The following is a 20,002-nucleotide window of genomic DNA, read 5'->3' on the forward strand; positions in this document are numbered from 1 at the left end:
GCCTACTCCTTAAAACATGATTCCGGCAGATCATAAAAGCGTTTTTTTAAAAGCCGGCTTTTATCGTTTAAATTTACCTGAAGCAATTGAGCAACGATTTTTTCGGCAGCCCGCCCCTTCCCATACGGATTTTCCATGGCCCGAAGGCAGGAAAGAAAACCTTCGGAAAGCGCCGTCTGTACCGCCGCCTGAATTTTTTCCCGCTCGCAATCGACTTGAAGTACATTCTCAGCCTGAATTCGACCGGCCTGGCGATCGCCGATATTCACCACCGGCAGACGAAAACTGGCCGCCTCCAAAATACCGCTGGAAGAATTCCCCACCATCGCCGCTGAATGCTGCATCGCAGACATATAGCCTTTCATGCCTAAACTCGATACCAGTTTGAATCTCTGCGGATAACGCTCAATGGCTGAAAGCAATCGCTTCTCGATTTGCTGTCCGCCGGTATCCGCATTCGGTAGCGTCGCCAAAACCTGATAAGGTAATTCCTCCAAAGCGGAGACCACTTCGTCAGCCTGCGCTTCCGCTTCCTCATACGAGTCTAAAGTCACCGGATGAAAAGTCACCAGTAAAACCGGTTGACTGAAATCCAGCCCGGTCTTTTGCTCCAGTTCCTGCCGACTCCAAGCGGAAAAACGCCTGAAGTTATCCAACCCTATCGCCCCGACATTCCACACTCTATCCGGCGACTCTCCCATCTGCAGGACCCTCCGGCGATAGGCTTCATGGGCAACAAAATGCAGAGATGCCATTTTCGTGACACTGTGTCGTATCGCTTCATCAATCAGGCCAAAGGTCGCTTCCCCACCGTGCAGATGGGCAATAGGAATTTTATGGATCAAAGCACTGTTACAGGCAGGCAGTAACTCGAACCGGTCCCCCAGAACGACAAGGAGATCCGGCTTAAGCTTTTCAAAGAGCAGAGAAAATTTAACCATACCCGTTCCCATCGCCCGGCACAGGTCGGTTTCAGAGTCGCCGCTCACTTCCAGATCCACCGTTTCCAGCGGCTCGACCCGATCATCCTCAATCTGCTGCAGAGTGCGTCCCTGAGAAGGCATGAGGTGCGCACCGGTCGCGATCATAAACGGATCAAAATCCGTCTTCTGCAACTCGAGCCAGAGCGGCTTGAGCAAACCGTAATCAGCCCGGCTGGTCGTCAACAATGCAATGCGTTTACGACTCACAATTCAATTCCTTCGCCTGCGTGATAATCTTTTTGCGCAACCGCGTCCATCACCTTGTCCCAAGCCTGAGCAAATTCACCCGAAGAGGAACGTTTGATATCGCAATTGTCCGCAGAAAACGGTTCGCCGCTAGAAATCGGTCGCTTGGCGACAATGCGCTTACGGACAATGGCGATGTTTGCCTGTTCGGATGCAGAAGGCTCCTTTAACCCGGAACCTAAAGCCTGTTCGACATGCCGAATAGCAGTGACCATGGCCTTCAATTCATCCGGTTCCAAGCTGGCTTTGTGATCCGGACCGGGCATATGCTTATCCAGCGTAAAGTGTTTTTCGATCACGCGGGCGCCCAGCGCGACTGCAGCAATCGGCACTTCAATGCCTAAAGAATGATCTGACAGGCCGACCGGTAGATTCAAGGCCTGTTGCAAAGTCTGCATGGCCCGTAAATTAACGTCTGGGAAAGGGGTTGGATAGGCGGTATTGGCATGTAAAACACTCAATTTATCTGCTGCCAAACCCGCTTCAAGCAAGGTTTTAACGGCAAACGCAACTTCATCCAGGTCACTCATGCCGGTCGAAAGAATCGTCGGCTGGTTCAACTTGGCGATTTGCCGCAGATAAGGTACTGAAAGCACTTCGCCTGATGGGATTTTCCAGCGTTTCATTCCCAAGCGATTCAATAATTCAACGCTTTCGGCATCGAAAGGCGTCGACATGAACTCAATATTTTTTTCAGCACAGTAATCGAGTAATTCACGATGAGCACTTTCATCAAGCTCCAAACGTTGCAGCATTGAAAACTGGCTCTCTTTGACACCGGTATTTTCGGTTTGATAAGCCGCCTGCTCGGCCGACTCAGTCACCAGATTATGGGCTTTGAAGGTCTGGAACTTGACTGCATCCGCACCGGCCTCTACTGCAGCATCGACAAGTGCTTTGGCCGTCTCGAGAGAGCCGTTATGATTGACGCCGGCTTCAGCAATAATAAACACGCTCATTTAATCGTTCCTGTATAAGTACCGGGCTCGGTAATATCTTTCAGGACCGTACTGTTGGCACCGATCACCACCTTATCGGCCAGAGCAATCCCCTGTTTCAATACCGCTCCGCTGCCGATAAAACAGCTGTTTCCAAGTACGACGCCGCCATTTACTTTGGCTCCCGTGGCAATATGACAGTGGTCGCCGATAATGACATCATGCTCGATCAATGCCTGAGAATTGATAATGCTATTCGCCCCGACCTTTACATAGGCATTGACCAGTGCTTGATGCATTACAATGGTTCCCGAGCCTAATTCGGCGGAACTGGAAACATAGGCCGTTGGCGAGATAATCGTCGGCAGAATGGCGCCCAGTCTTTGCAGCTTTTCGAAAAGGGTCTGTCTTATTTTGGCGGACTTGATCTGGCCTACGGTAATCAGACAATGCGGGAATTGTTCGATCAATGCCGGCAGTTCGGAATCGAAACCAATAAGCGGATAAGGCGTTTTGCTGTCGGCCGTTGCACCGTCCGCTTCGACAACCCCCTGAACTTTATAAACGCCGTCGGCTTCAATCACATCAATGCAACTGCGACAATGCCCCCCGCCGCCGATCAATAAAAGAGGCGTTCTATCACTCACGACAAAGAACCCCGCTCGGTAAATTCACCACTCTGGAAGCCAGACTTTCAGTTATTGGCAAATCTGTTTTAAAAGAGTGACGATAGATATCCAACTGATGCATCGGCGTCCACAATGGGCGCGTCTGGATATCCTGGGCATTGGAGTCCGCCAAAAACGCCTGTGCTGACTCCGATTGATCGAATGTAATGGCATTCAGCCAGTAATTAGCTTGCGTATTGTCCGGTTCGACAAGAAAACCAAATCCTCGACTGTCAGAAAATGCTCCCTGATAAAAGTCTGCCAGCTTGCGCTTTTCCTTCAGGAACTCCGGCAACTGCTGAAGCTGAGCTACCCCCAAAGCGGCATTCAAGTTCGGCATACGGAGGTTATAGGCGATTTCATCGTGTTCAAACAACCAGGCGTGCGGTTTTTTGGCCGTCGTACTGAGGTGCTTGGCCTCTTTTGCCAGGCGTTCATTGTCTGTTACCAGCATTCCTCCGCCGCCAGTGGTCAGAATTTTGTTGCCGTTAAAACTGAAAACGCCGATCTCGCCAAAAGTCCCGGTATGCTTGCCTTTATAAAATGACCCGAGACTCTCCGCCGCATCTTCAATCAAAGCAATGCCGTATTTCTGGCAGAGCATGGCGATAGCATCGATCTCACACGCAAAACCCAAGGTATGCATAGGCACACAACCACGGATAGGTTTTCCGGAAGCTTTATGAATTAAATGGCCGTTTTTATGTTCGGTTTGCGTCGCCAGGAAGTCTTCCAAACCGCTGGCGCTCATCCCTAAGGAAGAACTGTCGACGTCCAGAAACAGCGGTTCGGCGCCAAGCATTGAAATCGCATTGGCGGTAGCGACAAAACTCAGAGACTGGGTCAAAACCAGATCTCCAGACTGAATACCGGCAACCCGCATCGCCAGCATCAGTCCAAGCGTTCCGTTGACCACCGCCACCGCATATTTTGCTCCGGTAAATTGTGCTATTTGCCGCTCGAACTCATCAACATACTTACCAACCGAAGAAACAAAGGTCGAGTCAATGCAGTCGATCAGCTTGGTTTTTTCCTCGCCCTGAAAGCATGGCGCATGCAGAGGCACAAAACCATCGCCATAGTGGCTGCGCACGGTCTCGATAATCGAGGCAAACTCAGACATTATAAATATCCGCTTTATACTGTTTCAGGTTGTCGGGTTGTGTAAACCAATCGATGGTTTTTTGCAGACCGGAACGGATATCCTGTTGTGGGGTAAAACCGGTCAGCTCTTTGATCAAGGTGTTATCGCACCACAGGCGGAAAACTTCGGAATCCTTCGGTCTCAAGCGCTGTTCATCGGTAACGAACTCGACGTCACTGCCCATCAGTTCCTTGATTAACAGCAAAGTATCCTGCACGGAAATTTCAAAATTGGAACCGATATTGACCGTCTGCCCAACCGTTTTGTCGGAAGCGGCAATCGCCATCATGCCCTGACAGGTATCCGTGACATAATTAAAATCGCGTGTCGGAGAGGTATCGCCAAGCTGAATCTGTTTTTTGCCATTAGCAATCTGGGTGATAATCGTCGGGATAACCGCGCGTGCCGATTGTCTCGGGCCGTAGGTATTGAATGGACGCGCAATACAAACCGGTAACTCGAAGGCGTTGTAGTAGGACATTGCCATCGAATCGGCACCGATCTTACTGGCGCTGTATGGAGACTGAGGCTGCAGAGGATGCTTCTCGTCAATCGGTACATATTGCGCAGTCCCATAAACTTCCGATGTCGAGGTATGCATTAAGCGCTCGACACCGTTTTCGAGACACGCTTGGGCAATATTCAAAGTTCCGTTAATATTGGTTTCGACATAGGAATTCGGTGCGACATAAGAATAGGGAATCGCAATCAAAGCCGCCAGATGAAATACGGTGTGACAATCTTTGGTAATCTGCTTACAGAAAAACGGATCGCGAACATCACCGCTCACCACCTCAATCTGATCCTTGTAAGGCGAATGGTCCAGCCAGCCCCAGCTGTTAAAAGAGTTATAGATGGCCAGAGCTCTCACCTTGGCCCCCGCTTGCACCAGCTGCTCGGTCAAGTGGGAGCCGATAAACCCGTCCGCACCTGTAATTAAAACCTGCTTCCCTTGCCAGTCGCTCACATCGCTGTCCTTCTATACTTGATTGTTTTTCTGTCGTGCCGATAACACCTTGTCCAGATACTGCCGTGCTTCTTCCGAAGTATGCTGATAGCGCAAAGTTTGGTACAGCTGCTGTGGCGAAAGCTGATTAATCTCCTCCATCGCCCGCTGCGGGTTATTGGCAAACAGTTTAAGCACCGTATTTAATCCAGCATTATAAGCAGATATCACTAGGAGTTCACGATTCTTGGGGTCTTTCACTTCTTTAAAATACAAATCATGTAAAAGCCCCAGATAAGCAGTACCGATACGGATATTATTCTGCTCGTCAAACAACTCGGACTCGGTTGGCAACTGCATTTTGCCGTCGATCAACTCGTACACATCCCTGCCGGCCGAGCCGGCTTTGATCTGCATTAACCCGATCGCATTGGAGCGGCTTCGCGCCTTGGGGTTAAAGGCACTCTCAACCCGCATAATCGCCATTACCAGATCATAAGGCACCTTATAGCGCAAAGCATAATACTGCGCCCAGTTCCGGTAACGGTCAAGTCTGGCCATCTCATCGCGCGAGTTGAATTCTTCAGTAATTTTCGCCATCGGCGTATCGCTCAGAGGAATCTGAACATGCAGATACTTGTCCCCTTGATCGTCAACCCAGTAGGCATGTTCGGCCAACAGTATCTTGGCGTACTCATAAGCTTGTGCCGGATAGCGAATCGAGTGCTGCGACTTATCCAGAATACGGTTGTAGTAATAAGGCTTAATGGATAAATCGAATTTCTGAACATTCTGCAGGTCACTGTCCCCTGCCGGATTTCCCGATAAAAGCAAATGGCTGATCGCCTTTTTCATTCTGGTCGTCGTTGCCAGCGCTTCGGGAAATTCAATAATAATCTCGTCGTCATATTCAACTGCTTCAATCCGATCTTCTTTAACGATCTCAGAATGGACCTGACTGGCGGTTTGTTCGGTATCGACGGTTGAAGACGAGCTTTTTGCCGAGGCAATAGCGGAATGGGTAGACGCCGGTTTTTCCACTGTCAATCCCGAAGCATTCTGCATCAAAGATAGAGACAGCCAGGGCCACAACGCCTGAGAAAAGCCCGTCTTCTCGGATAAGGCGACAGCACTCTGTGTGGACAGTTCGTCGGTTTCATCGCTTTGAGAAAGCGTCTCGTTATTCAGGGACGGATAAGATGAATTTGATTTATGTCGCTCTTGAGGGAGTGCATTGGGCGTAACAAGATTTGCTTTCTGTGACGATACAGGGTCAACCGTGGAGGTATTAGAAAAAGTGCCGGCGACCGGAGCGCCAGAAAAATCGGAGGAATGTCCTGCCTGCTGCAGCCAATTGTGCATGGAAGAAGCGTAAGAAGCCGTCAGCAGCAAAAAACCACCGACAGCCAGTAACCAGAAATTTGACGCTTTTGCCATGTTCACAACCCCTCTACAGAATGGTTATGATTTCAGCAAAAGCTATACCAATTATCTCAGATAATCAAATAACGACATGCCATTGACTTTAGTAAAGACCTGTTGCGCCATTTGCAGCGCATTTTGACTTTTCGTCAAATCCGTTACGCCTTGAACGACATCAGTCTCTTCTAGCTCCATTCGACGCTCTTCCAAAGAGAGCTTGAAGCTTTCGCCGGCATTATATTGGGTCTCAATACGGTTCTGACGACCACCGATCTCCGCTCTGACCGTGTTCAGTTGATCCAGAGAAGAGTCGATATCATTCACAACCGCTTCCGGAGGCGGATCTCCGGCAAGCAGGCTGTCTCTCAAAACAATCAGACTATTGAGGATATTCGCATCAACTCCGGCAGGTGTGGAATTTCCGTCGACCTGGAAAACTTTGCCACCGTTATCGGTAATTCGAACTCGTGCAGCATCCCCCTGATCGTCCGCTCCCAGACGGTTGTCATCGTCAAAACCGATTTGAACGAAACGGGCTCCGTAATTGGCCAGATTATATTCTGCTGCCTGCTCCGGTGTCGCTGCCGCCGCAACCCCTTGCGGACTGCCGATATAAGCATAATATCCGGGGTTGTTCGGATCTTCGATAAATGCCGCCTGCTGGTTGACGCTGTTACCGGCAAAAAGCAATTCGCCGTCCGAATTCCGGTAATTCATCATGCTCAGCTGCTGTTTGATAATCTGATCAATTTCTTCTGCTGTCTGCTGACGGTTTTCCGCCGAATAGGTTCCGTTCAACATCTGAATCGAAAGTTCGCGAACACGCTGCAAAGATTCAATACTGTCGGTAATCGCAGTCTCTTCCTGAGCCAATTGATTTTTCGCATAAGCGCCATTTTCCGCGTACTGATCAATGGTATTCATCGTACGGTTCAACGCATGCACCTGACTCAAGCCGACTGGATCGTCACTTGGCGCATTGATTTTTTTCCCTGTGCTCAACTGCAACTGTGCATCCAGGACATTTTGCTGATGATTCTGAATCGAATTTAGCCCCTGACTATGAAACAGGTTGGTTGAGATACGCATGATACTATCCTCTTACTACACTCAGCAGCGTCTGAAAAATCGACTGCGAAGTGGAAATAATCTGTGCCGACGCTTCATAGGCCTGCTGGAAACGGATCAAGTTCGCCGCTTCTTCATCAAGACTGACCCCCGAGAGCGACTCGCGTTGATTCATAATCTGGTTGTACACATTCTGCTGCGCGGTCAATTGAATTTCCGTACCGCGGACATACATCCCGACGTTGGACGCCATACTCGAATAGCCGCCAAGAATATTCAGCGTAGCCTCGCCGTTTTCGTCGGAAAGCAGAATTTTCTGCGAAGCGAAGCTGGCCATGTTCGCCATATTGACATTATCACCGTAAGCGGCAGGTGCCGGCGTTTCATCGTCCAGACCTGCGACCCCGGTATCGACAGGAGACTGTCCTCGAGCAGCGACATCATTCGGATTCTGCAAAATCGTGGTGAACTGTTCCAGCATCTCCTGATGAGGTTTAACTAAAAACTTATCGCCGTCGTTATTGGTTTGCCCGCTGAAATCGAATTCCAGTCCATCAACCTTGTAAACATCGCCATTCACGGCATCTGGCGTAATCTGTGCACCGGTTTTATAGTCAAAGAACTCGTAACCGGTTCCATTGGCGCGAATTTCGTAGTCACGTGCCTGCATCTGGCCTATTTCACTTAGAGCCTGCTGCAGATAAGCCTCTTTTTCGCCATAAGTATCCGGTTGAGTGGCTGCCGTATATGGAGGCGTACCGTTCAGCCCCGTCAGAGCCGTGGTGTCCGGATTAAACGTCACCGTTATTCCGCTACCGTCTTCAATATTTCCCTTGGCTGACATGGCTGTTGCCGACAAACTCTGAAAGAAATCCCCTCCGGCATCACCTTCCAGATCATACCCCTGATAATGCTGCCAATTAATGGCGGCGACGAAACCGTTAAGCGTCAAGCCCAATTCATTCTGAGCCTGATCCAATAGATTTTCACGCACATCCAGAACCGCACCCAATTGGCCACCGGAAATCCGGTCACTGATCATCTGCTTCTGACCACCGATCGACATATAGATTTCCATCCGTCTGTCATCCTGATAAGGACTCAGGTCGGCCATAATATAGGTTTTATGGTTATCGGCCAAAAGCGGAAGATTGCCGGGAGAAGTGAAGATATCCAGACCGCCGTCTTCCTGAGGAAAAGTCTTGATATCGATATAACCGCTGAGTTCAAGGATTGCCTGATCACGCTGATCAAGCAGATCGTTCGGCGGCTGCGTACCGGTATTCAACGCACGCTCGACTTCCTCGTTGATCTGCTGGATGGTGTCCAGACGATCGTTAATTTCTGTCATTAGGCCACTGATTTGGCTATTAATCTGCTCCTCGGTATCATCCAGTACCGAAGCCAAATTTCCGATATGCGTTTCCAGATTCCCCGCTTCGTCCAGCAGCATCTGGCGACTGGTCTGCGAGGTCGGATTATTAGCGACATTCTGCAGGCCGTCAAAAAACCGCTGCATGAATTCCTGCACACCTTCATCGTTACTGGCGATCACCCCTTCAACCTGAGTAGCCAGTGAAAGCTGCTGATCGTAACGCTCGACAGCAGAATTACTGGAATTGAGTTGCGTCTGGATATAGTCGGATTGGATGCGCAGAATCGAATCTACCGTCGAACCACCACCGTTAAAGGAAGCACCTATCAGAGATGGCGTATTGCTACTGATTTCCGCTCTCTGACGAGAATAGCCTTCGGTCGAAACATTGGCGACGTTATGACTGGTGACGTCCAGAGCCTGTTTATAGGTATTGGCCGCCTGGGAACCTATCGTTAACATATCTGCCATAATTCTTCTCCAATACCTGCTTCCGTGGAAAAATTCATTCTAAACCAATCTTAGTGAAATCGATAAAGTCAGCGATTTACAAGTTTCTCAATGCCAAAGCATTTTGCGTTGTAGGGGCTGCTGCCTGAGCTTTTTGCTCGCTCTTTTGCTCTTGCATCTGGTAATACGCTTCCGGCGTGTACACATTATCGATCTTCGGCGCCAGCTGCTCGACAATAGTATCGGCCAGTCCGAGAGAACCTTTAGCCGATAGCGACTGCGCCAACTGACTGTCATGCCAGTCTTTGAAAAAACCGCCCTGACCACCGTCAAGCCAACCGTCGTCAAAAGAAACCTTTCTCGCTTCTTTCATAATCTGTTGCAGAAACAAAGCCTCAAACTGCTCGGCAACCGGGCGCAAAGCCTCCTTCGGATCTTCCTGAGCCTGAGATTTCAAAGCATTTAACGACTTGGCATCCGCAACGTTCTGAGCTTGTTTTGCCGCCGCCTGCGAAGCGGATAGCGAATTTAATTCCAATCCTTCCATCATCGTCCCCTCGGCAATCAGATAATCATCAGTTCCGCTTTCAACGCGCCCGACTGTTTCAGCGCTTCGAGAATCGCGACCAGGTCACCCGGCGCTGCGCCGACTTTATTCACCGCCTGCACAATGTCATTCAGCGACACCCCTTTCGGAAACTGGAACATACGCCCCTCACCCTGCTGAACATCAACGCCGGAATTAGGTGTCAACGCCGTGGCCCCGCCGGCAAAGGCATTTGGTTGGGAAACATCGATATCTTCGCTGATCTTAACCGTCAAACCGCCGTGGGTAACCGCGGCCGGACTGACGGTCACATGCTGCCCGATAACAACCGTACCGGTACGCGAGTTAACAATAATCCGCGCCGGCGCTTCACCAAGAACCACTTCCATATTTTCCAGCATGGATAAGAAAGCCACACGCTGGTTCGGGTTGCGAGGTGCCATCACTTCAACCGTCTCGGCGTCCAATGCCTTGGCGGTTCCACCACCCAACTGTTCATTAATGGTATTCACCAGATTAGTTGCCGTCGTAAAGTCGGCATTTTTCAGGTTCAGCTTAATCGTATTTCCGAGGTCAAAACCGGTATTGACGGTTCTCTCCACTGTCGCACCATTCGGAATGCGCCCGACACTAGGCACATTAATGGTAATGCGTGAACCGTCGGCACCGCTGGCATCCAGACCGCCCACAACGAGATTACCCTGCGCCAGAGCATAGACATTACCGTCCACCCCTTTCAACGGAGTCAACAAAAGTGTCCCACCGCGCAAGCTTTTCGCATTCCCTAAAGAAGACACGGTAATGTCGATTTTTTGACCCGACTTGGAAAACGCCGGCAAGTCGGCATGTACCGCAACTGCGGCAATATTTTTAGCGTTCGTTTTAACCCCGTTCGGAACCTTGATACCGAACTTATTCAACATACTCAGCAGGCTCTGTTCGGCGAACGGCGTTTTATCACCAGAGCCATTCAGACCGACAACCAGACCATAACCGACCAACTGGTTGGAGCGTACTCCGGCAACATTGGCGATATCTTTCACCCTTTCCGCGTAACTTAAGGTGCTCCACAACATCAACAGTGTCAGCAAAATGACGGTAATACGTGCCATATGCCCCTCCTTTCAAACCTTTCCAGGCGTTTTAACGCAACCCGGAGAAAGCGTTATTAATTAAAAATCACAAGTTAACCTGAATATAGCACTGTTTATGCCAAAGTTATTGCATGCAAGGATTGAAGAGAAGAAAGAGATAAGCTGTTGTACAGAAGAGAGACACAAAAAGAAAAATGCTGATCCGCAAAAAGGAGATGAAAAACGGATCAGCGCAAAAGGAAAGCTTTTGCCAAAATTGGATTATAAAACCCTTTCGACCCAAAGCCCAGAGGATTTAGCGATTAAATCCCTTAAAATTCATAAATTTAAATCCATTCTCCGACAAAGAATGTTCAAACGATTCAATTAAAACGGCCAGTATTTGCTTAACCACTCTGTTGCGGCGCCGGCTCTAGCCGTACTGCCTGCCATGCCGACGTCTTTGTATACCAAGCGTACATCGGCTACCTTAGTCGAAGAAATCGTATTATCCGGCTGAATATCTTCCGGACGGATAATTCCGGCAAACTGAACCACTTCGTCTCCATCATGAATCGTTAACCATTTTTCACCACGGATCATCAGATTCCCGTTCGGAATGACTTCAACAACTGTCACGGCGATCGATCCGCTTAAACTAGAGTTCTGTTTGACATCACTTTTACCCGAAAAAGCCCCTTTGGAACCGTAACCGATACCCAGACCAACAACAGGTGATGTCACCCCATCCACCACATCACCGGCAAACCCTTTAGGGCGCGTCACACTGATCGGAGAGTTAATGCCAAAATCCTGACTATTGGATTTATTGTATTTGGCCTCATCTTTCTTATTCGCAGAGATACTCTCATCCAGTGAGATCGTAATAATATCGCCGACCCGGTGTGCTCGCGAATCGTCAAACAGCGTCATGGCGCCAGTCTGATATAGTGAACCGTTATTCGGCTGCTTCTGCTGCGGAATATTCAACGGATAAGCCGGCTCGTAATTCAGCGTTTGATGACGCTCTGGTGTGGTACTGCCACAGCCGGTCAGCTGCACTGCCGCCAACAGGCTGACCACCATTAATGAAATTCGTTTGTTCAAAATCATAATCCCTCCTCGCAAACCTGCTCAGTTATTATCGAGATTAGGTGTTATTGTTCAGATACTGCATCATGCCATTGGCCGCAGAAATCGCTTTCGAGTTCATCTCGTAAGTACGCTGCGCTTCAATCATTCCGATCAGCTCTTCTACCGTATTAACATTCGATGCTTCCAACGCCCCTTGCAGCACGGAGCCCGCTTCTGCAGTTCCAGGGTTATTAATGTTCGGCGCACCGCTGGCAGTAGTTTCGCCATAGAAGTTTTTACCTAAAGACTCCAGACCGGCCGGATTGATAAAGGTCGCCAGCTCAATCTGACCGACCTGCACCTGCTGAGTATTTCCCGGCTGGCTGACATACACCGCACCGTCGCTGGTGATAGAAATATCGGTCGCATCCTGCGGAATATTGATGTTCGGTTCCAGTAGATAACCGGATGAAGTGACAATATCGCCGTTCTGATTCACTTCAAACGAACCGTCACGTGTATACATCAGGTTTCCATCTTGATCCAGAGCCTGAAAAAAGCCTTTTCCTTCAACCGCCATATCCAGCTGATTATCGGTCACCATCAAGTTCCCCTGGGTATGGATTTTCTGGACACCAATTGCCTTGACCCCGGTACCCAACTGCAAACCGGACGGTAATGTATTCGCTTCGTCCTGCGTTGCCTGAGCGCCCGGTTGACGAACATTCTGATAGATCAGATCATTAAATTCGGCACGCCCTGTTTTATAACCGTAAGTATTGGCATTGGCCAGGTTATTGGAGATCGCCGCCAGACGGAACTGCTGAGCTTCCAAACCGGTTTTAGCTACATAAAGTGCATTATTCATAACAAAATCCCCTTAAATTCCTTAACGTACCGACAATAATGAGTCGGATTTTTGAGAGTGGGTTTTACTGGTCGCCATCATCTTGACTTGCAGTTCATATTTACGGGACAGTGAAATCATTTCCACCAGTGCTTCCGCAGTATTAACATTACTGGTTTCCAAAGCACCGCTGACAACCGAAATATTTGCCTGATCCAACTCGCCTGCATCCTCACGCAGACGGCTAAATCCATCCAATCCCTTATACAACTGTTTCTCGTCCGGCGCGACCAGACGCAGACGATCAAGAACAATCAACTGATTTCCCTGACCGTCGGCCGGAACAAAAGAAATCGTTCCATCGTCACCGACAGCAATGCTTTTATACGGCGGCACATTAATCGGCACCCCCGCTTCGTTTAAAATCGGGTTTCCCTGCACATCGACCAGGTCACCGTTTTCTTTGACCTGCATACTGGCCGTGCGGACAAAAGCCTCATCCCCTTTCGGAGTCTGGATGGCCATAAAGCCATCGGATTTTGTCACCACATCCAGATCTCGTCCGGTCACCTTTATCGCTCCGGCAGAATAATCGGTTGCCGGTCTTTCATCCAGTGCATAGGTGCGCGTATGTTGACCCGGCCCTTCCATATGCTGGGCACGGAAAATATTGAAGTCTTTTTTGAATCCATCTGTTGATGCATTCGCAAGATTATTGGAATTATTGGCTTGTGCGAGCATTACCTCTTTGGCACCACTCATAGCAACATATAACATCCGATCCATCTTTCGACTCCAATATGAAATTTGAAAAATTGAGGCGCGGTCGCCCGACGCCTCGAAACGATTTGCCTACTTCAAACCACAGTAATGCGATTTACATAGGTCATTTATAAATTCCCTTGTGTGTTAGCGTTTTGACTAACTTTTTTGTTTCATGGAGTATTTAGCAGACACCGTGCCAAAAAAATAGAAAATAACTTAAAAAAAGCTAAAGTTTGTTAAGTTCCCGCCGATTAACTCAATACGGGAAAATAAAAAACCGGCAATAAATGCCGGTTTTTTTAGTTCACGAAAAAGCGTAATTACAGGTTCAGAATAGTCTGTGTCAGCTGCTGTGAAGTCGAGATCACCTGAGCCGAAGCCTGGTAAGTACGTTGCGTCTGAATCATATTCACCAGCTCACCGGCAACATCCACATTCGAATACTCCAAAGAACCGGCATTCACCGTACCCATCCCGTTACCCTGAGGGGTTGCCAGCTGGACGGCACCGGAAGCGAAGCTCTCGGCATAAGTCTGACCGCCTAGCTTTTCCATGGCGTTTTTATCGGCAAAGTTCGCGAGAGCCAACTGGGCAACCGGAACCGAACGACCGTTTGAGTAACGCGCTTCAATAACGCCGTCCAAACCGGTATTCAAACCAACAAGATCCCCTACCGCATAACCGTTCTGAGTGGTTCCTCGCTGGTTATAAGAACCGGCAAACTGAGTCATGGATTCGAAATCAACTGCAATCCCAAGAGGAATATCAATCGGCCCACCTAAAGGATCGCTGGCACCTGTCAAAGGATTGTCAATCACAAATTCCAGTAAAGGATCGGTTGAATCCGCGGCGGTAAGCGCAGCGTTACCAATATCCGCTTGTTCGAAGGCACCGATAAATCCGCCATTGGTATCGAATCGCAACTCATAGATCTGACCCTGATCACCACCGGCTGTTGGCGTGTGTCCGGTATAGGTCACATTCCCCTGAGCATCCGTATCGGTAATAGTGTATTGGACAACCCATGAAGTGTATTTAGGATTGACGCCATCATTGACGACTTCATTTTTATAAAAGTTTGCATTCAGCGTATGCTCGCCACCCAAGCTATCGAAAATCGTCATCGGGTAGAAGTAATCCGGAGCACCGTCATACGCATTGGCATTATCATCACCCGGAGCGGTTAACTGAGTTAAATCCGCCGTGACCGAAACACCGCTTTGATCGACATTGTTCGCCGCTTCGCCGTCCAGGTTAATGTCGTAATTCATTTCCGAGGTCGCTTTCGGAATTTTGTTCAACTCATCCAGATCAATCGAGCTTAGAGCCGTACTGAAAACCGGATTCGCCTCAGTAGATCGGGTCTCATCCAACAGGAACCCCTGCACCTTATTCCCTTCCTGAGTTGTCAGAAATCCGTCTTTATCGAGTTTAAATGAACCGTTGCGAGTATAGACATTGTCATACTGCTGAGTCTGATCTTCCAAGACAAAGAACCCTTCGCCGTCAATCGCCATATCCAGTTCACGACCGGTGTTATTAATGGTCCCCTGACCGAAATCCTGGGTGATCGACGCTACTCGCGTCCCGTTACCGGCAGAGTTCTGTGCGCCGGAAAACATATCCGCAAACTCGGTTCTGGAACTTTTGAAACCGACCGATTGCGAGTTGGCCAGGTTATTGGAAATGACGCCCAAACCGGTTGAAGCGGCATTAATCCCACTTAGTGCATTTAAATCGTATGCTGAACTCATAATATCCCTCCAATCTCCGATTTTCTAACCGGAAAAGTTGTGTGTTGTTAATCTGTATTAAACGTATTGCATAAAATGAAGTAAAAATCTGTATATCGCCAAGTCTTGTGTCACCTAACCCCCAATCTCGCGAACGGAATCCATTGAAACGCGCTCACCGGTGGCAAGCGTCAGAGTCATGCTTCCATCGTCATTGATACTGACGGAACTCACCTGCGAAGCGACCACACTGTTGATCGACTCCAAGTCACCCTCCGCACTCGTCCCGTAAGCGGTTAAAGAGTAAACACCGCTTGGCATTTCATTCCCCTGATCGTCCAGCCCATCCCAGCTGACAACCTCTTCGCCGACGCCAAGAGAACCGAGTGAAATTTCTCGAACCATACCGTTATTGCTGGAAATCACCAGAGTCGCATCTTCCAAAGGTTCTTCCGGCGTCAGGCGGAACTGCGATGCACTACCCGAGGTATGCGAAAAATCCTCGCCATCCACCTGAACGTTTTTACCGATCATGGTTGCGGCCTGCATCGTCTGCATCCCCTGAAAACTTTTGGTCATCGCCATAATCGACTCGTTCATGCGGGTCGTCGCTTCCAACTGATTCATCTGCGTCAGATCGGTAACAAAGCTGGTCGGATCCATCGGCTTTGAAGGATCCTGATTTTGCAGCTGTGTGGTTAACAGACGAAGAAAATCTTCCTGCCCCATGACATTACTGGGAGCCGAAGTGGACGGATTCGAACTCTGCTGCATCGATTTAACATAGTCGGTGCCTTCGGTCGTAATCATTGAACTGTAATCAGACATGGTTCTGTCTCCTTAAAACGTGTTATTGACCCAGCTGAATCGTGCGTAACAAAAGCTGTTTCGAGGTATTCATAACCTCAATATTGGTCTCATAGGAACGCGATGCGGACATCATGTTCGCCATTTCTTCAACAATATTGACATTCGGACGGTAGATATAACCTTCGTCATTCGCCATTGGGTGATTCGGGTTGTATTCCATCTTCAGCGGCGCCTGATTCTCAACAATTTCCTTAACCCGAACCCCGGATGCCGGTTGATTGATGCTGTCTTCAAGAATCGTCTGAAACACTGGCTGCTTGGAGCGATAAGTATCCTCAGCATTTGAGCTGACGCTATCGACGTTGGCCATATTTGAGGCAACCGTATTCAAACGGACCGTCTGCGCATGCATCCCCGTTGCGGAAATATCTAAAACTTTAAATAAAGACATGGTTCTCTCCTATCGGCCGATTATTCGCCTTTGAGGGCGCCGCGAATACCGCTGATTTTGCTGTTAATAAATTCGAGCGTCGCCTGATGCTGCATGGCGTTTTCCATAAACTGCGCCTTTTCGACATGCTCTTCAACGGTATTACCATCCAAAGATGGCTGAGTCGGCATACGGTATTTCAAAAAATCGCTGGTACTTAACAGCGACTCCCCGCCCAGGTGTTGACCGCTGGTTTTACTCATTTGCAGAGACTGCGATGAAAAACGATCACTTTCCTGTTGCAAGGCCTGACGAAAATCTACATCGCGCGCTTTGAAGTTTGGCGTATCGGCATTCGCCAGATTGCTAGCCAATACTTCTCCGCGCAAAGTCCGGATTTGCAACGCCTTTTCATGGATACCGAAAATCGAATCCGCCATTTTGAACTCCCTAGCCAGCCCCCTTTCAGCTTGTGCCAAATAATCGGCACCCAAAGGATCACTGACGGTTAAATTACTTTCTAGTAGAGATTCAGCAAAGCCGATGCCAAAAAAGCGAAAAGAAATGTTTTTTTGAAAAAAAAAGCCTAAAGAAAGGAAGAAAGCGGCCGATAACTCAAGTTAAGGAAAATAAGCGGAAAAATTTGCCGCCGTAAATTTTTTCACTATTAGGCAGCGGCAAATAAAAAATTGAGGGAAAACCGACAACAGAGTTGTGCCGGAAACTTACCAGGGACGGATACGATCTCCGATCTGAACCAGGTTTTTCTGAGTGATCAATTCGGCTACCGCGAATTCGGAATGGATCGCGGTAATTTTGAGAAAGGCCCCCCGGCTGATATTCAGAGCCAAGATCGCGTCCTGCAAAATTAACCGGCATATCGATTCGGTGGTAAACCGCCAGATCATCGCCGACTTTAACACCGACCTCCGGAGTCAAATACAAATAATATTTGCCGTCGCGAACATCAATGACTTCACTCTCGAAACGCTGACAATGTAAAAAGTTCAACACATTGTCAACTTCTTGACTTAACAGCGCATCAAAACCTTTACCGGTATCCGTAGCAAAGAAAGCATTGGTGGCAAACGGTCGCTCGCGGCCGACACGAACCTTGCCCTTGATATCAAAACCGGCTCGAGCCTGATGCACAATCTTCTTATTCAAAAGATCGACCAAATACCAATCCGCTTCGATATAGCGACCGTCATCGGAAATATCCAGATCGTAATGACGCTTTAGCTGGTTCTGCCAGCCGTTATCCTCAAGCACGGACCCCACTGAACGCAACACCGAAAGCAACAGATATTGCGCTCCGCTTGAACTGTATATTTCCTGCAGTAGCTGCGGATCCAGATTCGGAGAGATCTGTCTGTTTGGCTGAATATCTATAGCCCGATCTAATTTCCCCAGATTCTTCTGCCCTTCATTTAAAAGGCGGCGCTCTAATTCCAACTGATACCCGGATACCAGATTCCGGATATCCCGAGCCCCGGAAACATCCTTAACCGCCAGTGGAGCGACCAGTAAACGCGGGAAATATTTACGCCCGTTCAAATCAGGACAAAGACCTCGCTCGGAACTTAGGCAAACCTCAACTTCAACTTCGTAATTCAGAGGCTCCGGCTTGGCTCGTCCATAGAGATCTTCCGGGTCTTCCAAGCCCCCTTTGAGCAGAGTGTAGCTTTTGACATGACTGTTACTGACAAAACGGGAAGTTTCCAGCGTCAATTGCTGATTCTGCATAGTGATATCACTGCCGACTTTCACATCGCGCTGCATGGAAGCATTCTTTAACGCATCCCGGATCGCCATTTTTTTGGCAAATTCCAAATCCACTCCGTCGGTCGACGCACGTCCTTTGACAAGCAGACATTCAGATAACGCCTTTGAAGACGCATCATTGAAGAGATTCTGTTTCTTTTCCACCGCTCGCGCCCCCGGAACACACTCCCCTCGTTCATTACGTTGATACTGGACACCGGGAAGACATTCTGTTTGTGACGGAGATTGCGACGCGGAAGAAACTCGCAGCTCATCAAGCCAGGATCCGCTATCCGCACTCGCCGAAGAAATGAAAAACGCGGTGAGTAAAAGCGCACTAAAAAAACGATTGACCAGGTTAAACACAAAACCGCTCCACGGACCTGTTTTCCAAATGACTGATAGGTGGTTTACCATCTGTAATACTCCGATTACTACCTGTTACGGCCTGTTATGGCCTTCTTAACCCGTCTTTTCACTTCCGGAGGCAGTAACCTCATCGATGCGCGAGACAATAACGCGCGCCAATTGATCGGAATGCCACTTGGAGATAAAGGTATTGGCCCCGACTTTCTCGGTCAACTTATCGTTAAAGCCGCCGCTCAATGAGGAATTCAAAACCACATACAAATCTTTCAAGCGGTCATCCTTGCGAATGCTTGAGGTAAGCGTATAACCATCCATTTCCGGCATTTCGATATCGGAAATTACCATCAGAACTCGCTCGCTGACCGGTAATGCCATCCCCTGATCCGCTTCATCGGCCCATTTTCTCAAGAGCTCAAGCGCTTTCTTACCGTTATTGACAATCTTATTGGCGATGCCCATATGATCGAGAATATTCTTAAGCTGCGAACGAGCCACCGCGGAGTCATCGGCACCCAAAACAAAAAAGTTTCGTCCCTTGGTTTTTGCCAGATTTCGATCGATATAATCATCGGAAAGATCGGTTCGATTGCCAGATACCTCGACCAGAACCTTTTCGACATCAACAATCTCGACCAACTGATCCTGTGCACGGGTAATACCGGTTAAGTAATTTACGTTCTGCAGAGTTTCCGGAGGCGGCAAGATATCTTCCCAGCGCAGATGCACGATGCGATCGACATCTTCAACCAGAAAGCCCTGAACCGAACTGTTAAATTCGGTCACAATCGTCAAGCTTTCAGAATATTTTTGCGGATCGATCGGCTCCAGATCCAGAGCTTTCGCCAGATCAATCATCGGCATGGTCTGACCACGAATATCCGCCACCCCGACAATTCTCGAATCCGCTTTAGGAACAGGGGAAATCTGCGGCGTACGAATGACTTCGCGCACCTTAAACACATTTATGCCAAAAAGCTGCGCTCCGCGAATCGTGAAAAGCAGCAATTCCATGCGATTCATGCCTGCCAAAGAAGTACGTTGATCGACCCCTTTTAGAAAATTAGCCATGAATTTCTCCTTGTTATTCTTGAAAGACGGTACGCTTGGCCGCCTTGATCGGGATTCATTTCCCTACAATAGATATGAGTTTACTGTATTGCACACGCATTTAAAGAGAAAACTCTGCGTCTGCATTCCCGAACCCTTCGGCCTCCGCTTGCTTATAGACCTTCAAATCGGCACAATGAAACCAGCTTGCAATCAATTCCGTTAAAAAAGTTTTCGAAACGACCTATGCCTTTTACCGCCAATCAAATCCGCATTTCTTTTTCCAGACGGCTTTTCCTTGCC

The 20,002-nt window shown here is 48.7% G+C and carries 20 protein-coding genes; 1 reads left to right on the forward strand and 19 read right to left on the reverse strand.

Translation table 11 applies throughout. The features are described 5' to 3' along the window. Nucleotides 1–2: 2 nt before the first annotated feature. The 10 genes from neuC to HQN79_RS08370 form a co-directional block, all read right to left on the reverse strand. The gene (gene neuC / locus HQN79_RS08325; RefSeq protein WP_173285516.1) at nt 3–1,190 is read right to left on the reverse strand and encodes a UDP-N-acetylglucosamine 2-epimerase; all 1,188 of its coding nucleotides are present in this window, start codon (nt 1,188–1,190) and stop codon (nt 3–5) included. Then, entirely contained in the window at nt 1,187–2,188 is a 1,002-nt protein-coding gene (gene neuB / locus HQN79_RS08330) for an N-acetylneuraminate synthase (protein WP_173285518.1), read from the reverse strand. Before neuB ends, neuC begins: the two co-directional genes overlap by 4 nt. Next, complete coding sequence (locus HQN79_RS08335) at nt 2,185–2,814, reverse strand: acetyltransferase (RefSeq protein ID WP_173285520.1); 630 nt, start codon at nt 2,812–2,814, stop codon at nt 2,185–2,187. The genes neuB and HQN79_RS08335 overlap by 4 nt, the downstream gene beginning before the upstream one ends. Next, on the reverse strand, nt 2,807–3,958 hold the full coding sequence (locus HQN79_RS08340; RefSeq protein WP_173285522.1) for a LegC family aminotransferase: 1,152 nt from the start codon (nt 3,956–3,958) through the stop codon (nt 2,807–2,809). Before HQN79_RS08340 ends, HQN79_RS08335 begins: the two co-directional genes overlap by 8 nt. Continuing rightward, the gene (locus HQN79_RS08345; RefSeq protein ID WP_173285524.1) at nt 3,951–4,946 is read right to left on the reverse strand and encodes an NAD-dependent 4,6-dehydratase LegB; all 996 of its coding nucleotides are present in this window, start codon (nt 4,944–4,946) and stop codon (nt 3,951–3,953) included. Before HQN79_RS08345 ends, HQN79_RS08340 begins: the two co-directional genes overlap by 8 nt. Before the next feature lie 12 nt (nt 4,947–4,958). Next, nucleotides 4,959–6,362, reverse strand: a complete 1,404-nt coding sequence (locus HQN79_RS08350) for a murein transglycosylase domain-containing protein (protein ID WP_173285526.1) — start codon at nt 6,360–6,362, stop codon at nt 4,959–4,961. 51 nt (nt 6,363–6,413) lie between these two features. Beyond that, nucleotides 6,414–7,436, reverse strand: a complete 1,023-nt coding sequence (gene flgL, locus HQN79_RS08355; protein ID WP_173285528.1) for a flagellar hook-associated protein FlgL — start codon at nt 7,434–7,436, stop codon at nt 6,414–6,416. Between the two features lie 4 nt (nt 7,437–7,440). Beyond that, on the reverse strand, nt 7,441–9,261 hold the full coding sequence (flgK, locus tag HQN79_RS08360) for a flagellar hook-associated protein FlgK (RefSeq protein ID WP_173285530.1): 1,821 nt from the start codon (nt 9,259–9,261) through the stop codon (nt 7,441–7,443). A gap of 76 nt (nt 9,262–9,337) precedes the next feature. Beyond that, nucleotides 9,338–9,787, reverse strand: a complete 450-nt coding sequence (locus tag HQN79_RS08365) for a rod-binding protein (RefSeq protein WP_173285531.1) — start codon at nt 9,785–9,787, stop codon at nt 9,338–9,340. A 17-nt stretch (nt 9,788–9,804) separates the two neighbouring features. Beyond that, entirely contained in the window at nt 9,805–10,899 is a 1,095-nt protein-coding gene (locus HQN79_RS08370; protein ID WP_173285533.1) for a flagellar basal body P-ring protein FlgI, read from the reverse strand. 97 nt (nt 10,900–10,996) lie between these two features. On the opposite strand from HQN79_RS08370, the gene HQN79_RS08375 reads away from it, so the two are divergent. After that, nucleotides 10,997–11,251 carry a hypothetical protein gene (locus HQN79_RS08375; RefSeq protein ID WP_173285535.1) on the forward strand — a complete coding sequence of 85 codons (255 nt, stop codon included), beginning with the start codon at nt 10,997–10,999 and terminating at the stop codon, nt 11,249–11,251. Here the strand turns inward: HQN79_RS08375 and HQN79_RS08380 are convergent. The 9 genes from HQN79_RS08380 to HQN79_RS08420 form a co-directional block, all read right to left on the reverse strand. After that, complete coding sequence (locus tag HQN79_RS08380) at nt 11,248–11,973, reverse strand: flagellar basal body L-ring protein FlgH (protein WP_173285538.1); 726 nt, start codon at nt 11,971–11,973, stop codon at nt 11,248–11,250. The two genes, HQN79_RS08375 and HQN79_RS08380, sit on opposite strands and share 4 nt — an antisense overlap. 37 nt (nt 11,974–12,010) lie before the next feature. After that, entirely contained in the window at nt 12,011–12,802 is a 792-nt protein-coding gene (flgG, locus tag HQN79_RS08385; protein ID WP_173285540.1) for a flagellar basal-body rod protein FlgG, read from the reverse strand. Between the two features lie 21 nt (nt 12,803–12,823). Then, entirely contained in the window at nt 12,824–13,567 is a 744-nt protein-coding gene (locus tag HQN79_RS08390; protein WP_173285542.1) for a flagellar basal body rod protein FlgF, read from the reverse strand. A gap of 299 nt (nt 13,568–13,866) precedes the next feature. Next, nucleotides 13,867–15,300, reverse strand: coding sequence for a flagellar hook protein FlgE (locus tag HQN79_RS08395; protein WP_173285544.1), 1,434 nt, complete (start codon nt 15,298–15,300; stop codon nt 13,867–13,869). 114 nt (nt 15,301–15,414) lie between these two features. Next, on the reverse strand, nt 15,415–16,107 hold the full coding sequence (locus tag HQN79_RS08400) for a flagellar hook assembly protein FlgD (RefSeq protein ID WP_238843341.1): 693 nt from the start codon (nt 16,105–16,107) through the stop codon (nt 15,415–15,417). A 22-nt stretch (nt 16,108–16,129) separates the two neighbouring features. Further along, nucleotides 16,130–16,540 (reverse strand): flagellar basal body rod protein FlgC, encoded by a 411-nt coding sequence (gene flgC / locus HQN79_RS08405; RefSeq protein WP_173285545.1) that lies wholly within the window; start codon nt 16,538–16,540, stop codon nt 16,130–16,132. Between the two features lie 20 nt (nt 16,541–16,560). Beyond that, nucleotides 16,561–16,959: a flagellar basal body rod protein FlgB gene (flgB, locus tag HQN79_RS08410; protein WP_173285546.1), complete on the reverse strand. Its 399-nt coding sequence runs from the start codon at nt 16,957–16,959 to the stop codon at nt 16,561–16,563. Nucleotides 16,960–17,134: 175 nt separating this feature from the next. Then, on the reverse strand, nt 17,135–18,700 hold the full coding sequence (locus HQN79_RS08415; RefSeq protein WP_173285547.1) for a hypothetical protein: 1,566 nt from the start codon (nt 18,698–18,700) through the stop codon (nt 17,135–17,137). Nucleotides 18,701–18,745: 45 nt separating this feature from the next. Then, nucleotides 18,746–19,720 (reverse strand): chemotaxis protein, encoded by a 975-nt coding sequence (locus tag HQN79_RS08420; protein WP_173285548.1) that lies wholly within the window; start codon nt 19,718–19,720, stop codon nt 18,746–18,748. Nucleotides 19,721–20,002 lie beyond the last annotated feature (282 nt).

This window comes from Thiomicrorhabdus xiamenensis (genome assembly GCF_013282625.1).
Classification (GTDB): Bacteria; Pseudomonadota; Gammaproteobacteria; order Thiomicrospirales; family Thiomicrospiraceae; genus Thiomicrorhabdus; species Thiomicrorhabdus xiamenensis.

Bases quoted from the DNA above. Each gene is read 5' to 3' on its own strand.
- neuB (WP_173285518.1), bottom strand. From the start codon at position 2,188: ATGAGCGTGTTTATTATTGCTGAAGCCGGCGTCAATCATAACGGCTCT.
- HQN79_RS08340 (WP_173285522.1), bottom strand. From the start codon at position 3,958: ATGTCTGAGTTTGCCTCGATTATCGAGACCGTGCGCAGCCACTATGGC.
- HQN79_RS08350 (WP_173285526.1), bottom strand. From the start codon at position 6,362: ATGGCAAAAGCGTCAAATTTCTGGTTACTGGCTGTCGGTGGTTTTTTG.
- flgL (WP_173285528.1), bottom strand. From the start codon at position 7,436: ATGCGTATCTCAACCAACCTGTTTCATAGTCAGGGGCTAAATTCGATT.
- flgK (WP_173285530.1), bottom strand. From the start codon at position 9,261: ATGGCAGATATGTTAACGATAGGTTCCCAGGCGGCCAATACCTATAAA.
- HQN79_RS08365 (WP_173285531.1), bottom strand. From the start codon at position 9,787: ATGGAAGGATTGGAATTAAATTCGCTATCCGCTTCGCAGGCGGCGGCA.
- HQN79_RS08370 (WP_173285533.1), bottom strand. From the start codon at position 10,899: ATGGCACGTATTACCGTCATTTTGCTGACACTGTTGATGTTGTGGAGC.
- HQN79_RS08375 (WP_173285535.1), top strand. From the start codon at position 10,997: ATGCCAAAGTTATTGCATGCAAGGATTGAAGAGAAGAAAGAGATAAGC.
- HQN79_RS08380 (WP_173285538.1), bottom strand. From the start codon at position 11,973: ATGATTTTGAACAAACGAATTTCATTAATGGTGGTCAGCCTGTTGGCG.
- flgG (WP_173285540.1), bottom strand. From the start codon at position 12,802: ATGAATAATGCACTTTATGTAGCTAAAACCGGTTTGGAAGCTCAGCAG.
- HQN79_RS08390 (WP_173285542.1), bottom strand. From the start codon at position 13,567: ATGGATCGGATGTTATATGTTGCTATGAGTGGTGCCAAAGAGGTAATG.
- HQN79_RS08395 (WP_173285544.1), bottom strand. From the start codon at position 15,300: ATGAGTTCAGCATACGATTTAAATGCACTAAGTGGGATTAATGCCGCT.
- HQN79_RS08400 (WP_238843341.1), bottom strand. From the start codon at position 16,107: ATGTCTGATTACAGTTCAATGATTACGACCGAAGGCACCGACTATGTT.
- flgC (WP_173285545.1), bottom strand. From the start codon at position 16,540: ATGTCTTTATTTAAAGTTTTAGATATTTCCGCAACGGGGATGCATGCG.
- flgB (WP_173285546.1), bottom strand. From the start codon at position 16,959: ATGGCGGATTCGATTTTCGGTATCCATGAAAAGGCGTTGCAAATCCGG.
- HQN79_RS08415 (WP_173285547.1), bottom strand. From the start codon at position 18,700: ATGGTAAACCACCTATCAGTCATTTGGAAAACAGGTCCGTGGAGCGGT.
- HQN79_RS08420 (WP_173285548.1), bottom strand. From the start codon at position 19,720: ATGGCTAATTTTCTAAAAGGGGTCGATCAACGTACTTCTTTGGCAGGC.